Genomic DNA, 19,717 nt, shown 5'->3' with positions numbered 1-19,717 from the left:
CTTGAGGGGCAAAGCGCCCCAGGCGCAGGCCCACGCAAAAAGGCCGCACGAATCGCTTCGTGCGGCCTTCTTTACAAGCTCCACCTCGATCTGCGCGTCAGGTCAACGGCGCGGAAAGGCGACCAGCAGCGCCTCGAGCAGCGGCGGAGGGGTCTCGTCGTGGATCACCGCTCGGCCGAGCGCCTCGAGCAGGACGAGACGCAGGCGCGCGTCGACGTTCTTCTTGTCCAGGCGCATGCGGGCGAGAAAATCCTCCACCCCCATGTCGGCGGGGGCCGTCAGCGGCAGGCCGGCAGCGGCAATGATGGCGGCGGTGCGTTCGACGTCGGCGCGCGACAGCCAGCCGAGGCGCTGCGACAGCTCGGCGGCCATCAGCATGCCGGTTCCCACCGCCTCGCCGTGCAGCCACTTGCCGTAGCCCTGGTGCGCCTCGATGGCATGGCCGAAGGTGTGGCCGAGGTTGAGCAGCGCGCGCACGCCCTGCTCGGTCTCGTCCGCCGCGACGACCTCGGCCTTGAGCTGGCAGCTACGTTCGATGGCCCAGGCCAGCGCCTGCGGCTCCAGCGCTCTCAGCGCGGCCATCTCGCTCTCCAGCCAGGCCAGGAACTCGGCGTCGCGGATCAAACCGTACTTGATTACCTCGGCCAGCCCCGCCGAGAGCTCCTTGGCCGGCAGCGTCTGCAGGGTATCGGTATCGATCAGCACCGCCCGCGGCTGCCAGAAGGCGCCGATCATGTTCTTGCCCAGCGGATGGTTGACGCCGGTCTTGCCGCCCACCGAGGAATCCACCTGCGAGAGCAGCGTGGTGGGCACCTGGATGAATGCCACGCCACGCTGATAGCAGGCAGCGGCGAAGCCGACCATGTCACCGATCACCCCGCCCCCCAGGGCGATCAGGGTGCAGCGGCGGTTGAAGCCGGCCTCGAGCAGCGCATCCCAGATGCGGCCGACGCTGGCCAGGGTCTTGGTCGCCTCGCCGTCGGGCAGCACCAGCTCGCGGACCTCGGCATCACCCGGCAACCCCTGCTTGAGGCGCGCCAGGTAGTGGGGCGCTACCGTCTCGTTGGTGACGACCATGACCTGGCGCCCGGCCAGGTAGGGCGCGAGCCAGGCGGGGTCGCCCAGCAGGCCGGTGCCGATGTGGATGGGATAGCTGCGCTCGCCCAGCGCCACCTGCAGGCTGCGTCGGCTCGCTCGAGGTTCGCTCATGGACATGGTTCAGGCCTTGGCTTGTAGGGGATCGACCAGCCGCTGCACGCGGCGCACGATCTCGTTGACCACCGCCCGCGGGCTGCGTCGGTCGGTGCGCACCACGATGTCGGCCGTGGCGCGATAGAGGGGGTCGCGAAGATCGAACATCTCGCGCAGCACCTGCTCGCGGTCGGGCCGCTGCAGCAGGGGGCGGTTGCGGTCCTTGGCCACGCGCTTGAGCTGCTGCTCGACGGTGGTGAACAGATAGACCACGGTGCCCCGCTCGCGCAGGCGCCGGCGATTCTCCTCGCGCAGCACCGCCCCGCCACCGGTGGCAAGGACCACGCCCTCGCGCGCGGTCAGATCTTCGATCATCTGTACTTCGCGCTGACGAAAGCCCGCCTCGCCCTCGACATCGAAGATCCACGGGATGTCGGCGCCGCAGCGGGCCTGGATCTCGTGGTCGCTGTCGAGGAAGTCGCGGGAAAGCTCGGCCGCCAGGAGGCGGCCGATGGTGCTCTTGCCGGCTCCCATGGGGCCGACCAGTATCAGATTGGGCAAGTCCTGCATCAGCGAATCGCCAGGCCGTCCTCGAGTATCCGTGGAGTGATGAACACCAGCAGCTCCACTTTCTGGTTGCTCGACTCATTGTACCGGAAAAGCCTACCCAGCACAGGCAGGTCCCCGAAGAACGGCGTCTTGGCCAGGCGGCTCAACTGCTCGGTGGTGAGGATGCCGCCCAGCACCACCGTCTCGCCGTTGTCGACCAGCACCTGGGTCTCGATGCGATTGGTGTCGATGGGCGGCGCCTGGCCCACCGCCGCCTCGCGGAAGCTGTCGTTCTTGACCACCAGGTCCATGATGATGCGGTTGTCGGGGGTGATCTGCGGGGTCACCTCGAGCGACAGCTCGGCCTCCTTGAACTCGGTCTGCGGCACGTTGCCTTCGCCGATGGACTGGAAGGCGCGCTCCTCGCCCTGGATGATCGTCGCCTTGCGCTGATTGGCGGTGATCACCCGCGGCTGCGAGATGGTCTGGCTCTTGTTCTCGCTCTCCAGCGCGCGCAGCTCGAGGTCGAGCAGGATGTCGCCGGAGAGATAGCCGAAGCTGAAGCTGGTCATGGGGTTGGCGCTACCCAGGTCGACCGCGAGCCCGCCGCGCTCGAAGCGGCTGCCGGTGGGGTCGTCGAACTCGCCGGTGAACTGCCCGCGGCCGTCGCGCTGGCCGGTGAGGCCGTCGCCGAACCCGGCGATGGGGGTGCCGGTCGAGGCACCGCCCAGGTTGAAGCGGCTGCCGCCGCCCGAGGCCCCCCAGTTGACGCCGAGCTCCTGGGTCACGCCGTCGCGGGCGATGACGATGCGCGCTTCGATCTGCACCTGGCGCACGGCGACGTCGAGCTGCTCGAGGGTAGCGAGGATCTCCTGGATCTGGTCGGCGGTATCCTGGATCAGCAGCGTGTTGGTGCGCGCATCCACCGCCACCCGGCCACGCTCCGAGAGCAGCCCGAAGCCCTCGCCACCCCGCAGCAGCTGGGCCAGGTCCTCGGCGCGGGCATACTTGACCTGGACGTACTCCGACACCAGCGGCGCCAGCGTCTCGGCCTGGGCCCGCGCCTCGAGCTGCTGGCGCTCGATGTTGGCCAGCTCGCTGGCCGGCGCCACCACGATGACGTTGCCCTCCTGGCGGCTGGCCAGGCCGTGGCTCTTGAGCACCAGGTCGAGCGCCTGGTCCCAGGGCACGTCCTGCAGGTTGAGGGTCACCTCGCCGGTGACGCTGTCGCTGGCGACCAGGTTGAGGCCGGTGAAGTCGGCGATGATCGCCAGCACCGAACGCACCTCGATGTCCTGAAAATTGAGCGTGATGCGCTCGCCGGTGTAGGGGAACTGCTGGCGTACGCGCTGTTCGCGCTCCTGCCGGGTGACGGGCTGCGCCTCGATGGTGAGCTGCCGCCCGCTCTGGGTGGAAAGCATGGCGAACTCGCCGCTGCCTTCGATTTCCAGGGTAACGCCGTCGCGTCCGGAGCGCGGCGTGATACGCTGAATCGGCGTGCCGAAATCGGTGACGTCGAGGGCCTGATTGTACGCCTCCGGCAGCTCGACCCCGCTGAGTTCGGCGACGATGCGATTTCGGCCCGGCTCGCGCACCCTGGCATCGATGCCGGCTCGGTCGAAGGTGACGATCAGACGGCCCGCGCCCTCCTCGCCACGGCGGAAGTCGATGTCGGTGATGGTCGGCATCGCGCTCGGTACGGCCGCTGCGGGCCGGGAAGCAGCGGCCGGCTCGGGGCTCGGCGCCGCAGCCGCCGAGGCGGATTCCCTGCCGCCGATGACCAGCCTCAGCCGATCGCCCTCCTGCACCGTGTCGTAGGGCAGCGGGCCATCCATGTTGAAGACCAGGCGCGTGCGCGAGCCGGCCTCCAGCGCCGTGACCTGCTCGACTCCGCCGATGCCGAGGTCGATGCGGCGGCGCTCCAGGGCGTTGGTCGTGTCCGTCAGGTCGAGGGTCAATCGCGCCGGCTCGTCCAGCCGATAGCCACGGACTTCCGGCACGCCCTCGCTGAAGGAGAGGTCGATCAGCAGCTCGCCGTGCTCGCCCTGGCGGAAGTCCAGGTCGGTCAGCGCGGTGGCTGCCAGGCCGGGCATTGCCACCAGCGCCAGGCAGAGCCCTCCCACTATGCGAATCACATCTCTCATCGTTGCCCTACTCCTGCCTGTTCCAGGTGCCCTGCCACGAGCTACCGCAGTATTCTCAGCGCCTCGTCTCTTCCAGCGCCAGCTGTGTCGTGCGCTCCATCCAGCCGCCTCCGCCGGTGGGCACTAGCTCCACCAGCTGCACCGTCGAACCGGTGATGCTGACGATCCGGCCATGGTTACGGCCCAGGTAGTTGCCGGGACGCAGCCGATGCACCTCGCCCTCCGGCGCCCGGACCAGCGCATGGGTCTGGCCGCTCATGGTCAGGATGCCCACCAGTCTCAACGCCTCCAGGTCATACCCCTCGAGCGGTTCGCGTGCCCGCTCGAGGTCGGGCGCCAGGTCGCTGTCGCCCACCGGCGCCTGCTCCGGCTCCGGCAGCTGGGGGCGGAAGGGGCTGCGACGATCGCTGGCCTGGTAAGGTATCGATTGGTAGGTGGGTATCTCCGGCATCTCCAGTACGCGCGGCGCCCCCGGGTTGGCGCGAATGTCGCTCAGCCGGCGGTCCAGCTCGCCCAGATGGGGGTCGGCACAGCCCACCAGGATCAGGCCGGCCACCAGCGCCATCGACGACCGCATCATGGCGACGCCTCCTCTTCGGGCTGGGCACGGTAACTGTAGGTGCGGGCCAGCATCGACAGGCGCAGGCGATCGCTGCCCTCCACCGGCGCCAGCACGAAGTCGTGCAGCGTCACGATTCGCGGCAGTGCCGCCACGCTGGCGAGGAAGCCCGCCATGTGGTGGTATTCGCCCTCCACCTGGAGATCGAACGGGCGCTCGACATAGAAGTCGCGCTCGACGGTGCTGCGCAGGCGGATGAAGTCGATGGTCAGATGGTGGTCGAGGGCGCTCTCGCTGATGCTGTCGATCAACGAGGGGATCTCCGCCCCCGAGGGCAGCATCGCCATGAGCTCGTCCATGCGCGACTCGAGCCGGGCCAGCTGCTCGAGCATGTCGGGCAGGCGAGCGGCCTGGGCGGCGCGGTTGCGATAGTCGATCAGCAGCCGCTCCTCCTCCGCTTCGGCGCGCTTGAGCTCGTCCGCCTTGGGGCCGGCCAGGTACCAGTGCGTAGCGGCGAAGGTCAGGCCCAGCACCAGCAGACAGCAGAGCCATTGCAGCAGCAGCGGCCAGGCACCCGACTCCTTCAGGTCCAGCCCGCGCCAGTCGAGCTCGCGAAGACGGCGTACCTCGGCGCGCAGGTTCATGGCTCGCCCTCCTCTTCATCCCCCGGGGGCGGCATGCCTTCCATGAGCTGGGTCACGCCGAGGCTGAAGCGGCGGCGCGCGCCGCCGTCGGATTCCACCTCCGACAGCACCGGCTCGGAGAAGGCCGGCGCGGCAGCCAGCGCGCGCATCTGCTCGGAGACTCGATGGTTGCTCTCGGCACGCCCGGTCAGCCGCAGCTGGTCGCCCTGGCGGCTCATCTGCAGGTAATGCACGCCGTCGACCAGGCTCAGGGTGAGGTCGCGGAAGACACGGACCGTCTGCGAACGCCCCTGCTGCAGGTCGCTGAAGACCTGCACCTGGCCGATCATGCGCTCGCGGATGGCCTCGTATTCGCCGATCGAGCGGATATCGCCATCGAGTTGCTGCATGCGTTCCTGAATGTGCGCATTGCGTTCGCGCTGGGCAGCCAGCGCGGCGTCGTAGTGGTAGGTCAGCCCCAGGCCGCCCGCGCCGCCGAGCAGGGCCATGACCGTCAGCGCCAGGTAGAAGCGACGGCTGCGCCGCGCCCGCTGCTGCTCCCGCCAGGCCAGCAGGTTGATTTCGATGGTCATGTCGGCGACCTCATGGCCAGGCCGCAGGCAGTGACCATCGCCGGGGCATCGCTGGCCAGGGTCTGGACGTCGATGCGGGAATTGATCCTCATGCGCAGGAAGGGATTGGCGATCACCACCTGCATCGCGCTCTCGCGGGCGAGCCGCTCGGCAAGGCCGGGGATGACGCTGGAACCGCCGGCCAGCACCATGCGCCGCACCTCCTGCTTGCGTCCGGCGGTGTAGTAGAGCTGCAGCGAACGGCCGACCTGCTGTACCAGGGTGTCGATGAAGGGCTCGAGCACGCTGGTCCGGTAATCCTCCGGCAGCCCGCCCCGCTTCTTGGCCAGGCCGGCCTCCTCGAGCGTCAGGCCGTAGCGCGCGCGGATCTCCTCGGTGAGCTGGCGCCCGCCGAAGACGGTGTCGCGGCTGTAGACGATGCGCCCGCCGCGCAACACATGGAAAGCGTTCATGGTGGCGCCGATATCGACCAGTGCCACGCAATCGTCGTCGCCGGCGGCCGGCGGCAGCTGCTGGCGCAGCTCGCCGAAGGCGCGCTCCATGGCGAAGGTCTCGACGTCCACCGCCGCGGGCGACAGCCCGGACTGGTGCAGGGCATCGGTGAGCTGGACGACGTCTTGCTGGCGACAGGCGACCAGCAGCACGTCCTGCTGGTCACCGTAGCGGGCGTTGAGCCCGAGCCGCTGGAAGTCGAAGGCGACCTCGCTGAACGGAAACGGGATGTGCTTGTCTGATTCGAGTTGAATACGCGCTTCGATCTCGTCATCGTTGAGCGAAGCGGGCAGCGTCAGGGTCTTGGTGATGGCCGCGCTGGCCGGCACCGCGGCGGCGGCCAGCCGGGACGCGGGCCGGGCGCTCTCGACCGCGCGGCGCAGCGCATCGGCTACTTCTCCCATGTCGCGAATGCGTCGCTCGACCACGGCACCTTCGCGCAACGGCCTGACGGCATAACTTTCGATCTGGTAGTGGGAGCCCACCCGCTTGAGTTCGATCAGCTTGACCGTTGCCGAGGTGATATCGACACCGATCAACCCCTTGCCGGAGGGTCTGAGTCGCATCAATCGTTGCCCTTGCGTATGCCGTTGCGATAGCCGCTAGTTGTCATCCTGCTCTTGTATGCCTGTTGCACCTGAGCGCGGAAGGCTGAGAAAGATCATACCCGCATTACTAGGAATGAGGTTACATGATATTTCGCCACTGCACACAAAGTTGGACGGGGCGCTGCCTCAACGCTGGTGGCGAGCGGCTCAGGTTCTTTATAATGGCGACCACGCCAGTGAAGGCGCATTTTCATCGCCATCTCCTTCCTGCCCTCACCACGGATAACGTCTTTTCATGAAGTGGATCAAGACTCTAGTTCTCTCGGCCTTCTGGCTGCTGGTCTCGCTGTCCGCCGCGGCCCTGCTCAGCGTGGCCGGCGCAGCCCTCTATTTCTCGCCGGGCCTGCCCGACGTTCGCCAGTTGCAGGATTTCGAGCTGCACACCCCCCTGCGCATCTTCACCCGGGACGGCAAGCTGATCGGCGAATACGGCGAGGAGCGGCGCATGCCGGTCACCTTCGACGAGATTCCCGAGGACTTCCTCCAGGCTCTGCTGGCCGCCGAGGACGCCTCCTTCTTCGACCATCGTGGCGTCGACCCCAAGGGCCTGGCACGCGCCGCCGTGGAGCTGGTCGCCAGCGGCGACATCCAGTCGGGCGGCTCCACCATCACCATGCAGGTGGCACGCAACTACCTGCTGACGCTGGACCGCACCTTCACCCGCAAGATCCGCGAGATCCTGCTGGCGCTGCAGATGGAGAAGATCCTGTCGAAGGAGGAGATCCTCGAGCTCTACGTCAACAAGATCTTCCTCGGCCACCGCGCCTACGGCATCGCCGCCGCCGCCGAGGTCTACTACAACAAGCCGCTCGACGAGCTGACGCTGGCGCAGAAGGCGATGATCGCCGGCCTGCCCAAGGCGCCCTCGTCGTTCAACCCGCTGGCCAATCCCGAGCGCTCGCTCATTCGCCGCAACTGGATCCTCTACCGCATGCGCGAGCTCGGCCACATCGACCAGGAGACCTACGAGGCCGCGGTGCAGGAACCGACCACCGCCCGCCGCTACGTGGCACAGGTCGAGGTGGACGCCGACTACGTGGCGGAGATGGCCCGACAGTACGCCATCGAGCGCTTCGGCGACGAGGCCTACACCGGCGGCTACCGTATCCACACCACCCTGGACAGCGAGCTGCAGCCCTTCGCCCGCCAGGCCCTGGCCCGCGGCCTGATCGACTACGACACCCGCCACGGCTGGCGCGGCCCGGAGGAGCGCAACATCCCCGCCAGCCTCGCCGAGGCGCAGGAGCGCACCGAGCGCCGCGGCCTGGAGGAGGAGCTCGACGAGTCGCCCGAGATCATGCAGACCGCGCGTCAGGCCGCGGAGCGCAGCCAGACGCGCGTCGAGGGTATCGACGGCGACGTCAGCAACTGGCTGCGGGTGCTGGAGCGCACGCCGGGCTTCGGCCCCCTGCAGCCCGCCATCGTGGTCGGGAGCGAGGGCCGCGAGATGCGCGTGCTGAGCCGGGAAGGCGAACTCGTCACCCTCGACTGGGACGGCCTCTCCTGGGCTCGCGAGTACCGCAGCCCGCGGGCTCGCGGGGCCGAGCCCGGCTCCGCCGCCGAGATCGCCGACACCGGCGACCTGGTGCGGATCCTGCAGCGCGAAGATGGCAGCTGGCGGCTCTCCCAGCGCCCCGACGCCGAGGGCTCGCTGGTGGTGATGAATCCGGCCAACGGCGCCATTCTCGCCCTGCAGGGCGGCTTCAGCTTCAATGCCAGCAAGTTCAATCGCGCGGTGCAGGCGCAGCGGCAGTCGGGCTCTATCTTCAAGCCCTTCGTCTATCTCGCCGCCCTCGACACCGGCCTGATGACCGCCTCCTCGGTGGTCAACGACGCGCCGGTGGTGATGCAGGACGGCAGCAACGAGATCTGGCGACCGGTGAACTCCAGCGGCGACTTCCTCGGCCCGACCCGGCTGCGCGTGGCGCTGGCGCGTTCGCGCAACCTGGTGACGATCCGCATCCTCCAGACCCTGGGGCTCGACAACACCATCGAATACCTGGAGGGCTTCGGCTTCAGCCCGAGCCGACTGCCCCGCGGCCTGTCGCTGGCGCTGGGCAGCGCCGACCTGACCCCGCTGGAGATGACCAACGCCTATGCCGTGCTGGCCAACGGCGGCTTCCAGGTCTCGCCCTGGTTCATCGAACGCATCACCCGCGGCAGCGACGACCAGGTCATCAGCGAGGCCCGCCCCGCGATCGCCTGCCGCGACTGTCGCGAGGGGCAGACCGAGGTCGAGATCGACGGCAAGCGCTACGACGTGGCGCCCAGGGTCGCCGACCCGACGGCCGTCTACATCCTGCGCGACATGCTGCGTGACGTGATCGAGAGCGGCACCGGGCGTGCCGCCCTGTCGCTCAACCGCAGCGACGTGGTGGGCAAGACCGGCACCACCAACGGCTTCCGTGACGCCTGGTTTGCCGGCTACAACGACGACCTGGTGGCCACCGTGTGGATCGGCAAGGACAACAACGAGTCGATCGCCGAGTATGGCGGCAACGCCGCCCTGCCGGTCTGGATCGACTTCATGGGCAACGCGCTGAACGGTCGGCCCGAGGCCATCCCCGAGGAGCCGGACCAGCTGGTCCGGATGCGCATCGACGAGCAGACCGGGCGACGCCTGGCCGACGGCCAGCCCGGCGGGATCACCGAGATCTTCCATCCCGATCATCTGCCCGACATGGAGCCGCGTCGGGTCGAGCAGGAGATCGAGCAGCGCAGCGGCTCGCAGGGCACCGGCAGCTACGAGGCAATCTTCTGAACGGAACGTATGCGAGGGGTGGCAAGGACGCCGCCCACCGTCTTGCCAACCGCCAAACAGCCGCTCACCCAGGCGGCCCGTTACCGGGACAACAGGACAGGTTCGTTGCTATGCCACGCTTTATTCCATGGTGCTTCACCGGTCTGATGCTGCTGCCGGGCACCGCCCTCGCCAACAGCGTCTTCTATGCCCCGCCGCAGCCCGAGGAAGACAGCCCCACCTTCAGCGGCGAAGCCGAACTCGGCTACACCCACCTCTCCGGCAACACCGACAGCCAGACCCTGATCGGCAAGAGCCGGCTGGCCTGGCTGACCGGTCGCCTGACCCACACGCTGCGCGGCGAGGTGCGCAACGTGGCCCGCGACGGCGAGACCAGCGCCGAGCAGTACCTGCTCTCGGGGCGCGAGCGCTACGACTTCAACGGGCCACATTACCTGTTCGGCTTCGCTCGCTGGGAGAAGGACCGCTTCAGCGGCTACGACCAGCAGATCACCACCATCGGCGGCTACGGGCGTGACGTCATCGACACCGACCGGCACCGGCTCTCGCTCGAAGGCGGACCGGGCTTTCGCCATGACCGGATCGATCAGGGCGAGAGCCAGAGCCTTGGCGTGGTCTACAGCGCCCTCGACTACCAGTGGACCTTCTCCGACCACTCCCACCTGCGCCAGGAGATGTCGGTGGAAGCCACCGACGAGAACACCACGTCGCGCTCGGTGTCGTCGCTCACGACACGCCTCAACTCGCGGCTTTCGCTGCGCCTCTCCCACGAGGTCAAACACAACTCCAACCCGCCCGAGACGGCCGATGCGAACACCGACCACACCAGCAACGTGACACTGCTCTATAACTGGTGATCCGCCGCAGCACCCCGAAACGCAGTGCGCCGGCCCGAAGGCCGGCGCACTGGCATGAGGCGAGGTGGCCCGGCGTCAGCCGCCGTAGACGTCGTCCACGGCCTTCAGCGGGTAGTGGGCCGGATAGGGGCGACGCGCCACGCCGGAGTCCACCGCGGCCTGGGCCACCGCCGCCGGGATGCGCTCCAGCAGCCGCACGTCGACCGGCGTGGGGATGATGTACTCGGGACCGAACGCCATGTGCTCGCGCTCGTAGGCGTCGAGCACCGCCTGGGGCACCGGCTCACGGGCCAGGTCCTTGAGCGCATGCACGGCCGCCACCTTCATCTCCTCGTTGATGCGCGTGGCACGCACGTCCAGCGCGCCACGGAAGATGAACGGAAAACCCAGCACGTTGTTGACCTGGTTGGGGTAGTCGGAGCGACCGGTGGCCATGATCACGTCGGGCCGCGCCTCCCGTGCCACATCGGGGTGAATCTCCGGGTCGGGGTTGGTACAGGCGAAGACGATGGGATTCGGCGCCATCTTGCGCATGTGCTCGGCGGTCACCAGGTTGGGCCCGGACAGGCCGATGAAGACGTCGGCGCCCTCGATGGCGTCGTCCAGCGTGCGCTTGTCGGTCTCCACCGCGAATACCGCCTTGTAGGGGTTGAGCCCCTCGCGGCCGGCGTGGATCACGCCGCGACGATCGAGCATCAGCAGATTCTCGGCGCGGGCTCCGCAGGAGACCAGCAGCTTCATGCAGGCGATGGCCGCCGCGCCGGCGCCGAGGCAGACGATCCTGGCCTCTTCCAGGCGCTTGCCGGCGATCTCCAGCGCATTGAGCATGCCGGCTGCCGTGACGATGGCGGTGCCGTGCTGATCGTCGTGGAACACGGGGATGCTGCACTGCTCGATCAACGCCTGCTCGATCTCGAAGCACTCGGGCGCCTTGATATCCTCGAGATTGATGCCCCCCCAAGTGTCGGCGATGCGCGCCACGGTATCGATGAAGGCCTGCGGGCTCTCGGCGTTGACCTCGACATCCACCGAGTTGATGCCGGCAAAGCACTTGAACAGCACGCCCTTGCCCTCCATGACCGGCTTGCTGGCGAGCGGCCCCAGGTTGCCCAGGCCGAGGATCGCGCTGCCGTCGGAGATCACTGCCACCAGGTTGCCCTTGCCGGTGTAGCGATAGGCGTTCTCCGGGTCGCGAGCGATCTCGCGTACCGGCTCGGCGACACCAGGACTGTAGGCAAGGGAGAGATCACGAGCGGTCGCGGTGGGCTTGGTCAGCTCCACGGAGAGCTTTCCGGGAATCGGCTTGGCGTGATAGTCCAGCGCTGCCTGCTTCTTGGCGTCTGTCATGCTGAGGGTCCGGTATCCATACTTTTGGGTAAGGGCATCTACAATATAGAAAAAGCTTCCATTACTCAACAAGCATGCCATTCGCCGCTTTTGAACGCTCGTTCGCGAACAATCGCCACCATTTGCTGCAACTTATGCCAGATGCGGTATCCATAACCCTTTCCTTATCGCCGGTCGATATCTTCCCTTCCCCCCAGAACGAGAAAACCCGCCATGAAGGCGGGTTTTCGAGGCGTATCGCCGCAGCAGGGGCGAATCAGCCGCGCTTGATGGCGGCACCGAAGCGCTTGTTGAAACGCTCGACGCGTCCACCGGTGGTCGCCTGCTTCTGCTTGCCGGTGTAGAAAGGGTGGCACTGGGAGCAGACGTCCAGTGACAGGTCATGGCCGGCCGTGGTACCGACCTCGAAGGTCGCGCCGCAGGAGCAAGTCGCGGTGACCATCTTGTAATCCGGGTGAATACCTTGTTTCATCTTGAGCCTCATTGGAGCGGTATGCCGCCACCTGATCCGTTGCCAGGCACCGCATACGGGTTGTCTGTCGTCGCTACTCGTTACGTCGTTCCACCAACCGGTAGCCGCCGGGCCTGGTTCCCGAGAGCCAGGCGCCACGACGGCCGGACATTCTAGCAGAGCCGACGCCGGAGGCCAATTGCCCGAATCCCACTCTTCGCCTCGCGTGCTGCGCGTGGCGGTGCCCACGCCCCTGAGACGCCTGTTCGACTACCGCCCGTGCCGCGACGCCCCGGTTGGCGGCTGGCAGCCCGGCATTCGCGTGCGCGTGCCCTTCGGCCGTCGCCAGGTGATCGGCGTGGTGATGGAGTGCCGCGACCACAGCGACCTGCCCCTGGAGCAGCTGAAGCCGGTGGAGGCCCGCCTGGACGCCGAGCCGCTGCCCGAGGAGTGGCTGTGGCTGTGCCGCTTCACGGCGCGCTACTACCAACATTCGCTCGGCGACACCCTGCACCAGGCGATGCCGGTGCTGCTGCGCCAGGGGCGCCCCCTGGTCGGGCGTCGGCGCGAACGCTGGCAGGCCCTGGCGCCCCCCGGCGATGACGATGCACGGCTGCTACGTGCGCCGCGCCAAGCCGAGCTGCTGGCGATGCTGCGCCAGCATCCGCACGGCTTGCCCACCCAAGCGATAGTGGCCCAGGGCTATTCCCGCGAACAGCTGCTGGCGCTGGTGGAGAAAGCGCTGGCCGAACGCCACGAGATACCGCTCGCCGCCGCCGAGCCCGCCACCTCACAGCTGCTGGCCGAGCCGGCGCTGCCGCTCAACCGCGAGCAGGCCACGGCCCTGGCGGCGATTCACGAGCGCCTCGACGCCTTTCACCCCTGCCTGCTGCACGGCGTGACCGGCAGCGGCAAGACCGAGGTCTACCTGCAGCTGATCGAGGCGGTGGTCGCCCGCGGGCGCCAGGCGCTGTTGCTGGTGCCGGAGATCGGCCTCACGCCGCAGACCCTGGCGCGCTTTCGCAGCCGCTTCCGGGTGCCGGTGGTGGCGCTGCACTCGGGGCTCACCGACAACGAGCGCCTCGACGCCTGGGAGGCGGTGGCCAGCGGCCGTGCGCCGATCGTCATCGGCACCCGCTCGGCGATCTTCACGCCGCTGGCGCGGCCCGGCGCGATCATCGTCGACGAGGAGCACGACGGCTCGTTCAAGCAGCAGGAGGGATTGCGCTACCACGCCCGCGACCTGGCCGTGGCCCGCGCCAAGCATCACGGCATCCCCCTCGTGCTGGGCAGCGCCACGCCGTCGCTGGAGAGCCTCTACCACGCCGAGCGCGGCAACTACCGTCACCTGCGCCTGACCCGCCGCGCCAGCCGCCACGCCCCGGCCCGGCTGGAGCTGATCGACCTGCGCGGCCGCCCGCGCCAGGGCGGACTGATCCCGCCGGCCATCGAGGCGATCCGCGAGACGCTCGCGGCCGGCCACCAGGTCCTCGTCTTCATCAATCGCCGCGGCTTCGCGCCCACCCTGGCCTGCCACGCCTGCGGCTGGCTGGCCGACTGTGACCACTGCGACGCGCGCATGACGTTGCACCGCCAGCCGCCGATGCTGGCCTGCCATCATTGCGACAAACACCGCCCGGTGCCGGACGCCTGCCCCGGCTGCGGCAGCGCCGACCTGCGTCCGCTGGGCAGCGGCACCGAGCGCACCGAAGAGACCTTGGCCGCCCTCTTCCCCAAGGTGCCGGTACACCGCATCGACCGCGACAGCACGCGGCGACGCGACGCCTTCGAGCAGACCCTCGGTGAGGTGAGGCGCGGCACCCCCTGCCTGCTGGTCGGCACCCAGATGCTGGCCAAGGGCCACCACCTGCCCCACGTCACGCTGGTGGTGGTGGTCAACGCTGACGCCGGGCTCTACGCCAGCGACTTCCGCGCCCTGGAGCACAGCGCCCAGCTGCTCGTCCAGGTAGCCGGCCGCGCCGGCCGGGCCGCCCACCCCGGCCGCGTGCTGGTGCAGACCCTGCACACCGACGACCCGCACCTGCGCCTGCTCGCCGAACACGGCTACGACGCCCTGGCCGGCCAGCTGCTGGCCGAGCGCCGCGCCGCCGCGCTGCCGCCCTACCGCTTCCTCGCCCTGCTGCGACTGGAGAGCCCGCGCGAGAAAGCGGCCGGCTCGCTTGGCCGCGAAGCGAGCGCCATGCTGCGCCAGTGGGTCGCCGAACATGCCCCCGACGTGCACTGCCTGGGGCCGGTGCCGGCGCCCATGGAGCGGCGCCAGAACCGCTACCACGTGCAGCTGATGCTCAGCGCCGGCCGGCGCAGCCAGCTTCACGCCGCCTGTGCGCAGTTGACCGCCTGGCTCGAGGCCTCGCCCGAGGCACGCCGGGTGCGCTGGTCGCTGGACGTCGACCCGCAGACCCTGAGCTGAACGCGGCCTTTAAAGCGTCGGCACAATTGCCGATAATGGCCGACCAGCCCAACTTTCGTGGCCGCGCCTTTTCGTTCGCGAGTGCCTCAGGCTTCGTCGTCACCTCGTGCGCCCGCCGCTACAGGACATAACCGCTTCATGAAAGAGACGATCATCTCCCTGCTCGAGAACGCCCTCGACACGCTCAAGCAGCAGGGCACGCTGCCCGCCGATGCCGCGCCGACCATCAAGGTCGATCCGACCAAGGACAAGGCCCATGGCGACTATGCCACCAACCTGGCGTTGACGCTGGCCAAGCCGGCCGGTCGCAAGCCCAGGGAACTGGCCGAGGCGCTGATCGCGGCACTGCCCGCGAGCGACGCCGTGGAGAGGGTGGAGATCGCCGGCCCCGGCTTCATCAACTTCTTCGCCGCCACCGACGCCGCCGCCCAGGTCGTGCGCCAGGTGCTCGACGCCGGCGACGCGTTCGGCCGCAGCCTGGCCGGGCGCGGGCAGAAGGTCCAGGTCGAGTTCGTCTCCGCCAATCCCACCGGGCCGCTGCACGTGGGCCACGGCCGCGGCGCGGCCATCGGCGACTGCATCTGTCGGCTGCTCGAGGCCACCGGCCACGACGTCACCCGCGAGTTCTACTACAACGACGCCGGCGCCCAGATCGTCAACCTGGCGCTGTCCGTCCAGGCCCGGGCCAAGGGCCTCACGCCCGACGACGGCGGCTGGCCCGAGGACGGCTACCGCGGCGACTACATCGTCGAGGTGGCCAACGACTACCTGGCCGGCGAGACGGTGCATGCCGACGACCGCCACGTCGTCGCCAAGGCCGACCCCGACGACCTCGACGCCATCCGCGAGTTCGCCGTGGCCTGGCTGCGCCGCGAGCAGGACCTCGACCTCAAGGCGTTCGGCGTCTCCTTCGACGTCTACTTCCTGGAGTCTTCGCTGTACCGCGAGGGCAAGGTCGAGGAAGCGGTCGAGCGGCTGATCGAGAAGGGCCATACCTATGAGCAGGACGGCGCCCTGTGGCTGCGCACCACCGACTTCGGCGACGACAAGGACCGGGTGATGCGCAAGTCCGACGGCAGCTACACCTACTTCCTGCCCGACGTGGCCTACCACCTGAACAAGTGGCAGCGCGGCTTCACTACGGTGATCAACGAGCAGGGGGCCGACCATCACTCCACCGTGACCCGGGTGCGCGCCGGCCTGCAGGCGCTGGAGGCCGGCATCCCGCAGGGCTGGCCCGACTACGTGCTGCACCAGATGGTGATGGTGACCCGCTCCGGCGTCGAGGTGAAGCTCTCCAAGCGCGCCGGCAGCTACGTCACCGTACGCGACCTGATCGACGAGGTCGGCCGCGACGCCACGCGCTTCTTCCTCGCCGCGCGCCGCGCCGACTCGCAGCTCACCTTCGACATCGACCTGGCCCGCTCGCAGTCCAACGACAACCCGGTCTACTACGTGCAGTACGCCCACGCCCGGGTGTGCAGCATGCTGCGCAAGGCCGACGCCCAGGGTCTGGGGTTCGACCACGACCTGGCGATGGTCAGCCTGGGCCGGCTCGAGGAGGACCAGGAAAAAGCGGTGATGAACCGCCTGGCGCGCTTCCCCGAGGTGGTCGATCACGCCGCGGCCTCACGCGAGCCGCAGCAGGTCGCCCAGTACCTGCTAGACCTCGCCGCCGAGTTCCACTCCTGCTACAACGCGGTGAAGGTCATGGTCGACGACGACGAGCTGCGCAACGCCCGCCTGGCCCTGGGCCTGGCCACGCGCCAGGTGCTGCGCAACGGCCTCGACCTGCTGGGCGTCAGCGCCCCGGAGGAGATGTAAGCCATGGCCGCCCGTCGCACGCCGAAGAAACGTGGCGCCACCAGCAGCCGCAAGCGCGCTCCGGCCCGGCGCGAGGGCTTTCGCCTGCCCGGCTGGGTATGGGGCGTCGGCGGGGTCGTGGCGGGCTTCCTGCTGGCCCAGCACCAGCACGGCACCGCCCCTTGGCAGGCGGGCAGCGACTCGCCGCTGGCCAAGCTGATCCCGCGTACGCCCACCGAGGTGAGCGAGCCCGCGCCGACCATCGAGCCGCGCGAGCCGCCCATGCCCACCTTCGAGTTCTATACCCTGCTGCCCGAAGAGGTGGTGGCCCCCAAGGAGGTCGCCTCGACCGCCTCGCCGCCCGAGCCGACGGTCGAGGTGCCGCCGCCCCTCGACGCCGGTGCCGCCAGCGAGACGGCGCCGGCCGACGACCCCATCGCCCAGGTGATCGCCGCCAACCTGCGCGACGAGGTGAATGCCACCCCGGCCACCGAGGCAGAAGCGCCGGCGGGGACGCGCTACATGCTGCAGGCGGCGTCGTTCCGCCAGCCGGAGGACGCCGAGCAGCTGCGCCAGCGCCTGCGCAACCTGAGCCTGATGGCCCAGGTCAGCCAGGTGCAGTCCGCCGACGGCGAGACCTGGCACCGGGTCATGGTGGGCCCCTACGACGACACCCGCGAGCTCAATCGCGCCGAGGACCTGATGACCACCCAGGGGATCACGCCGCTGCGCCATCGCGCCACCAACTGAGGCGCGCTGGTGGACCGGCCGATGGCGCTTGAATTCGCTCCCTGCCGCCCACACCTTCCCTGAATGCTCTTTCACGGTCCCCGGCCAGCCGGGGACCGAAAGTCACCGGGAGCCCCGGCTCCCCGTTACGGAGTCACTCTCCATGACCACGATCGTTTCCGTGCGCCGCGGTGACCAGGTAGCCCTGGCCGGCGACGGCCAGGTATCGCTGGGCAACACCGTGATGAAGGGCAACGCCAGCAAGGTACGCCGCCTCTACCGCGGCCAGGTGCTGGCGGGGTTCGCCGGCGGCACCGCCGATGCCTTCACCCTCTTCGAGCGCTTCGAGGCGCAGCTGGAGAAGTACCAGGGCAACCTGGTCAAGGCGGCCGTGGAGCTGGCCAAGGACTGGCGCACCGACCGCGCCCTGCGCCGGCTCGAGGCCCTGCTTGCGGTAGCCGACAGGAACGCCTCGCTGATCATCACCGGCAATGGCGACGTGGTGGAGCCGGAGCGCGGCATCATCGCCATCGGCTCGGGCGGCAACTTCGCCCTGGCCGCGGCCCGCGCCCTGCTGGAGAACACCGACCTCTCGGCCAGGGAGATCACCGAGAAATCGCTCGAGATCGCCGGCGACATTTGCGTGTTCACCAACCATCACGTCACCCTCGAAACGCTCTGAAGGCCGCCATCATGTCCCAGATGACACCCCGCGAGATCGTTCACGCCCTGGACCAGTTCATCGTCGGCCAGCAGGACGCCAAGCGCGCCGTCGCCATCGCCCTGCGCAACCGCTGGCGGCGTATGCAGCTCGACGACGACCTGCGCCCCGAGGTCACGCCCAAGAACATCCTCATGATCGGCCCCACCGGGGTCGGCAAGACCGAGATCGCCCGGCGCCTGGCCAAACTGGCCCGCGCGCCCTTCATCAAGGTCGAGGCGACCAAGTTCACCGAGGTGGGCTACGTCGGCCGCGACGTCGAATCGATCATCCGCGACCTCACCGAGGCCGCCATCAAGCTGGTGCGCGAGCAGGCCAAGAACGAGGTGCGCCATCGCGCCGAGGACGCCGCCGAGGATCGCATCCTCGATGCCCTGCTGCCGCCGCCCCGCGGCCAGGAGGAGAGCCCCCGTGCCGACAGCTCGACGCGTCAGATCTTCCGCAAGAAGCTGCGCGAGGGCGACCTCGACGACAAGGAGATCGACATCGAGATCACCCCCCAGGGGCCAGGCATCGACATCATGACCCCGCCGGGCATGGAGGAGATGACCAGCCAGCTGCAGAGCCTGTTCTCCAACATGGGTCGCCACAAGACCGAGACCCGCCGGGTCAAGGTCAAGGATGCCTTCGCCCTGCTGCGCGACGAGGAGGCCGCCAAGCTGGTCAATGAGGAGGAGATCAAGCACCGCGCCATCGACGCCGTGGAGCAGAACGGTATCGTCTTCCTCGACGAGATCGACAAGGTGGCCAAGGGCAGCGGCCAGTCCAGCGGCGGCGAGGTCTCCCGCGAGGGCGTGCAGCGCGACCTGCTGCCGCTGATCGAGGGTTCCACCGTCTCGACCAAGTACGGCATGGTCAAGACCGACCACATCCTGTTCATCGCCTCCGGCGCCTTCCACCTGTCGCGCCCCTCCGACCTGATCCCCGAACTGCAGGGCCGCCTGCCGATCCGGGTCGAGCTCGAGGCGCTCACGCCCGAGGACTTCAAGCGCATCCTCACCGAGCCCTCCGCCGCGCTGACCAAGCAATACAAGGCGCTGCTGGCCACCGAGGGACTCGAGATCGAGTTCACCGAGGATGGCATCGAACGCATCGCCGAGATCGCCTGGAAGGTCAACGAGGGCACCGAGAACATCGGTGCGCGGCGCCTGCACACGGTGATGGAGCGGCTGCTGGAAGAGGCCTCGTTCAAGGGCGCCGACCTCGGCAGCCCGCTGGCGATCGATGCCGCCTACGTCGACTCCCAGCTCGGCGAGCTGGCCATGGACGAGGATCTGTCGCGGTATATTCTGTAAGCCACGTGCCACGGGCTTCGGGCCACGAGCCGCTCGAAGCTCGAAGCTCGAAGCTCGAAGCTCGAAGCTCGACGTCAGGAGTCTGCCCATGACAGCCCCCATCCCCAGCAAGATCCACTATCACAAGAAGGCCCGCGAGCTGGAGCTCACCTACCCCGACGGCGAGAGCCACCGCCTGGCTGTCGAGTACCTGCGCGTCTACTCGCCCTCCGCCGAGGTGCGCGGCCATCATCCCAGCCAGGCCGTGCTGCAGGTCGGCAAGAAGGATGTCGGCCTGAAGAACATCGAGCCGGTGGGCCGCTACGCCGTCAAGCTCGCCTTCGACGACGGCCACGACAGTGGCCTGTACAGCTGGGAATACCTCTTCGAGTTGATCGAGAACCGTGAGGCCTACTGGGCCGACTACCTCGAGCGCCTGGAGAAGGCCGGCGCCAGCCGCGAGCCGTTGGGCATCGAAATCAAGCAGCTGTAGGAGACGGGCGTCAAGACAAGCGCCGTTGCCGAAGGCTACAATGTGGCCCTGAACGAGGCCCGCCTCACCTTTCCGCAGCGACTCGGGAGCC

Annotated in this window: 17 protein-coding genes; 8 read left to right on the top strand and 9 right to left on the bottom strand. The window is 68.6% G+C overall.

What is annotated here, in order from left to right; all coding sequences use genetic code 11:
- Positions 1-102: 102 nt before the first annotated feature.
- The 7 genes from aroB to pilM are packed head-to-tail and all read right to left on the bottom strand — an operon-like array spanning position 103 to position 6,717.
- The gene (gene aroB, locus HNO51_RS02755) at positions 103-1,209 is read right to left on the bottom strand and encodes a 3-dehydroquinate synthase (RefSeq protein WP_209538406.1); all 1,107 of its coding nucleotides are present in this window, start codon (positions 1,207-1,209) and stop codon (positions 103-105) included.
- Between the two features lie 9 nt (positions 1,210-1,218).
- Positions 1,219-1,761, bottom strand: coding sequence for a shikimate kinase AroK (aroK, locus tag HNO51_RS02750; RefSeq protein WP_197449530.1), 543 nt, complete (start codon positions 1,759-1,761; stop codon positions 1,219-1,221).
- Positions 1,761-3,884, bottom strand: coding sequence for a type IV pilus secretin PilQ (locus HNO51_RS02745; protein ID WP_209538405.1), 2,124 nt, complete (start codon positions 3,882-3,884; stop codon positions 1,761-1,763). Before HNO51_RS02745 ends, aroK begins: the two co-directional genes overlap by 1 nt.
- A 55-nt stretch (positions 3,885-3,939) precedes the next feature.
- The gene (locus HNO51_RS02740; RefSeq protein ID WP_234283625.1) at positions 3,940-4,464 is read right to left on the bottom strand and encodes a pilus assembly protein PilP; all 525 of its coding nucleotides are present in this window, start codon (positions 4,462-4,464) and stop codon (positions 3,940-3,942) included.
- Entirely contained in the window at positions 4,461-5,087 is a 627-nt protein-coding gene (locus HNO51_RS02735; RefSeq protein WP_209538404.1) for a type IV pilus inner membrane component PilO, read from the bottom strand. The genes HNO51_RS02740 and HNO51_RS02735 overlap by 4 nt, the downstream gene beginning before the upstream one ends.
- Complete coding sequence (locus tag HNO51_RS02730) at positions 5,084-5,659, bottom strand: PilN domain-containing protein (RefSeq protein WP_197449527.1); 576 nt, start codon at positions 5,657-5,659, stop codon at positions 5,084-5,086. Before HNO51_RS02730 ends, HNO51_RS02735 begins: the two co-directional genes overlap by 4 nt.
- A complete protein-coding gene (gene pilM / locus HNO51_RS02725) occupies positions 5,656-6,717 on the bottom strand; it encodes a type IV pilus assembly protein PilM (RefSeq protein ID WP_197449526.1) in 1,062 nt (353 codons plus the stop codon). Before pilM ends, HNO51_RS02730 begins: the two co-directional genes overlap by 4 nt.
- 277 nt (positions 6,718-6,994) lie before the next feature.
- Here pilM and HNO51_RS02720 point away from each other — a divergent pair, with 277 nt between their 5' ends.
- On the top strand, positions 6,995-9,520 hold the full coding sequence (locus HNO51_RS02720; protein WP_209538403.1) for a penicillin-binding protein 1A: 2,526 nt from the start codon (positions 6,995-6,997) through the stop codon (positions 9,518-9,520).
- A 110-nt stretch (positions 9,521-9,630) separates the two neighbouring features.
- A complete protein-coding gene (locus HNO51_RS02715; RefSeq protein ID WP_197449524.1) occupies positions 9,631-10,377 on the top strand; it encodes a DUF481 domain-containing protein in 747 nt (248 codons plus the stop codon).
- A gap of 75 nt (positions 10,378-10,452) precedes the next feature.
- Here the strand turns inward: HNO51_RS02715 and HNO51_RS02710 are convergent, their stop codons facing one another.
- On the bottom strand, positions 10,453-11,724 hold the full coding sequence (locus HNO51_RS02710) for a malic enzyme-like NAD(P)-binding protein (RefSeq protein ID WP_197449523.1): 1,272 nt from the start codon (positions 11,722-11,724) through the stop codon (positions 10,453-10,455).
- Positions 11,725-11,980: 256 nt separating this feature from the next.
- On the bottom strand, positions 11,981-12,196 hold the full coding sequence (rpmE, locus tag HNO51_RS02705) for a 50S ribosomal protein L31 (RefSeq protein WP_111412913.1): 216 nt from the start codon (positions 12,194-12,196) through the stop codon (positions 11,981-11,983).
- Between the two features lie 178 nt (positions 12,197-12,374).
- Here rpmE and HNO51_RS02700 point away from each other — a divergent pair, with 178 nt between their 5' ends.
- The 6 genes from HNO51_RS02700 to HNO51_RS02675 all read left to right on the top strand — a co-directional run bounded on the left by HNO51_RS02700 (position 12,375) and on the right by HNO51_RS02675 (position 19,626).
- Positions 12,375-14,606, top strand: a complete 2,232-nt coding sequence (locus tag HNO51_RS02700; protein WP_209538402.1) for a primosomal protein N' — start codon at positions 12,375-12,377, stop codon at positions 14,604-14,606.
- 138 nt (positions 14,607-14,744) lie between these two features.
- On the top strand, positions 14,745-16,430 hold the full coding sequence (gene argS / locus HNO51_RS02695; RefSeq protein WP_209538401.1) for an arginine--tRNA ligase: 1,686 nt from the start codon (positions 14,745-14,747) through the stop codon (positions 16,428-16,430).
- 3 nt (positions 16,431-16,433) lie between these two features.
- On the top strand, positions 16,434-17,159 hold the full coding sequence (locus HNO51_RS02690) for an SPOR domain-containing protein (protein ID WP_209538400.1): 726 nt from the start codon (positions 16,434-16,436) through the stop codon (positions 17,157-17,159).
- Between the two features lie 142 nt (positions 17,160-17,301).
- A complete protein-coding gene (gene hslV / locus HNO51_RS02685) occupies positions 17,302-17,820 on the top strand; it encodes an ATP-dependent protease subunit HslV (RefSeq protein WP_197449519.1) in 519 nt (172 codons plus the stop codon).
- Between the two features lie 11 nt (positions 17,821-17,831).
- Complete coding sequence (gene hslU / locus HNO51_RS02680; RefSeq protein WP_197449518.1) at positions 17,832-19,154, top strand: ATP-dependent protease ATPase subunit HslU; 1,323 nt, start codon at positions 17,832-17,834, stop codon at positions 19,152-19,154.
- Positions 19,155-19,242: 88 nt separating this feature from the next.
- Complete coding sequence (locus HNO51_RS02675; protein WP_197449517.1) at positions 19,243-19,626, top strand: gamma-butyrobetaine hydroxylase family protein; 384 nt, start codon at positions 19,243-19,245, stop codon at positions 19,624-19,626.
- The last annotated feature ends 91 nt before the right edge of the window (positions 19,627-19,717 follow it).

The organism is Billgrantia sulfidoxydans, from assembly GCF_017868775.1.
Classification (GTDB): Bacteria; Pseudomonadota; Gammaproteobacteria; order Pseudomonadales; family Halomonadaceae; genus Halomonas; species Halomonas sulfidoxydans.
This window is presented reverse-complemented; position numbering and strand designations above follow the sequence as displayed.

Coding starts and splice junctions, on each gene's coding strand:
- aroB (WP_209538406.1), bottom strand. CDS start 1,209: ATGAGCGAACCTCGAGCGAGCCGACGCAGCCTGCAGGTGGCGCTGGGC.
- aroK (WP_197449530.1), bottom strand. CDS start 1,761: ATGCAGGACTTGCCCAATCTGATACTGGTCGGCCCCATGGGAGCCGGC.
- HNO51_RS02745 (WP_209538405.1), bottom strand. CDS start 3,884: ATGAGAGATGTGATTCGCATAGTGGGAGGGCTCTGCCTGGCGCTGGTG.
- HNO51_RS02740 (WP_234283625.1), bottom strand. CDS start 4,464: ATGATGCGGTCGTCGATGGCGCTGGTGGCCGGCCTGATCCTGGTGGGC.
- HNO51_RS02735 (WP_209538404.1), bottom strand. CDS start 5,087: ATGAACCTGCGCGCCGAGGTACGCCGTCTTCGCGAGCTCGACTGGCGC.
- HNO51_RS02730 (WP_197449527.1), bottom strand. CDS start 5,659: ATGACCATCGAAATCAACCTGCTGGCCTGGCGGGAGCAGCAGCGGGCG.
- pilM (WP_197449526.1), bottom strand. CDS start 6,717: ATGCGACTCAGACCCTCCGGCAAGGGGTTGATCGGTGTCGATATCACC.
- HNO51_RS02720 (WP_209538403.1), top strand. CDS start 6,995: ATGAAGTGGATCAAGACTCTAGTTCTCTCGGCCTTCTGGCTGCTGGTC.
- HNO51_RS02715 (WP_197449524.1), top strand. CDS start 9,631: ATGCCACGCTTTATTCCATGGTGCTTCACCGGTCTGATGCTGCTGCCG.
- HNO51_RS02710 (WP_197449523.1), bottom strand. CDS start 11,724: ATGACAGACGCCAAGAAGCAGGCAGCGCTGGACTATCACGCCAAGCCG.
- rpmE (WP_111412913.1), bottom strand. CDS start 12,196: ATGAAACAAGGTATTCACCCGGATTACAAGATGGTCACCGCGACTTGC.
- argS (WP_209538401.1), top strand. CDS start 14,745: ATGAAAGAGACGATCATCTCCCTGCTCGAGAACGCCCTCGACACGCTC.
- HNO51_RS02690 (WP_209538400.1), top strand. CDS start 16,434: ATGGCCGCCCGTCGCACGCCGAAGAAACGTGGCGCCACCAGCAGCCGC.
- hslV (WP_197449519.1), top strand. CDS start 17,302: ATGACCACGATCGTTTCCGTGCGCCGCGGTGACCAGGTAGCCCTGGCC.
- hslU (WP_197449518.1), top strand. CDS start 17,832: ATGTCCCAGATGACACCCCGCGAGATCGTTCACGCCCTGGACCAGTTC.
- HNO51_RS02675 (WP_197449517.1), top strand. CDS start 19,243: ATGACAGCCCCCATCCCCAGCAAGATCCACTATCACAAGAAGGCCCGC.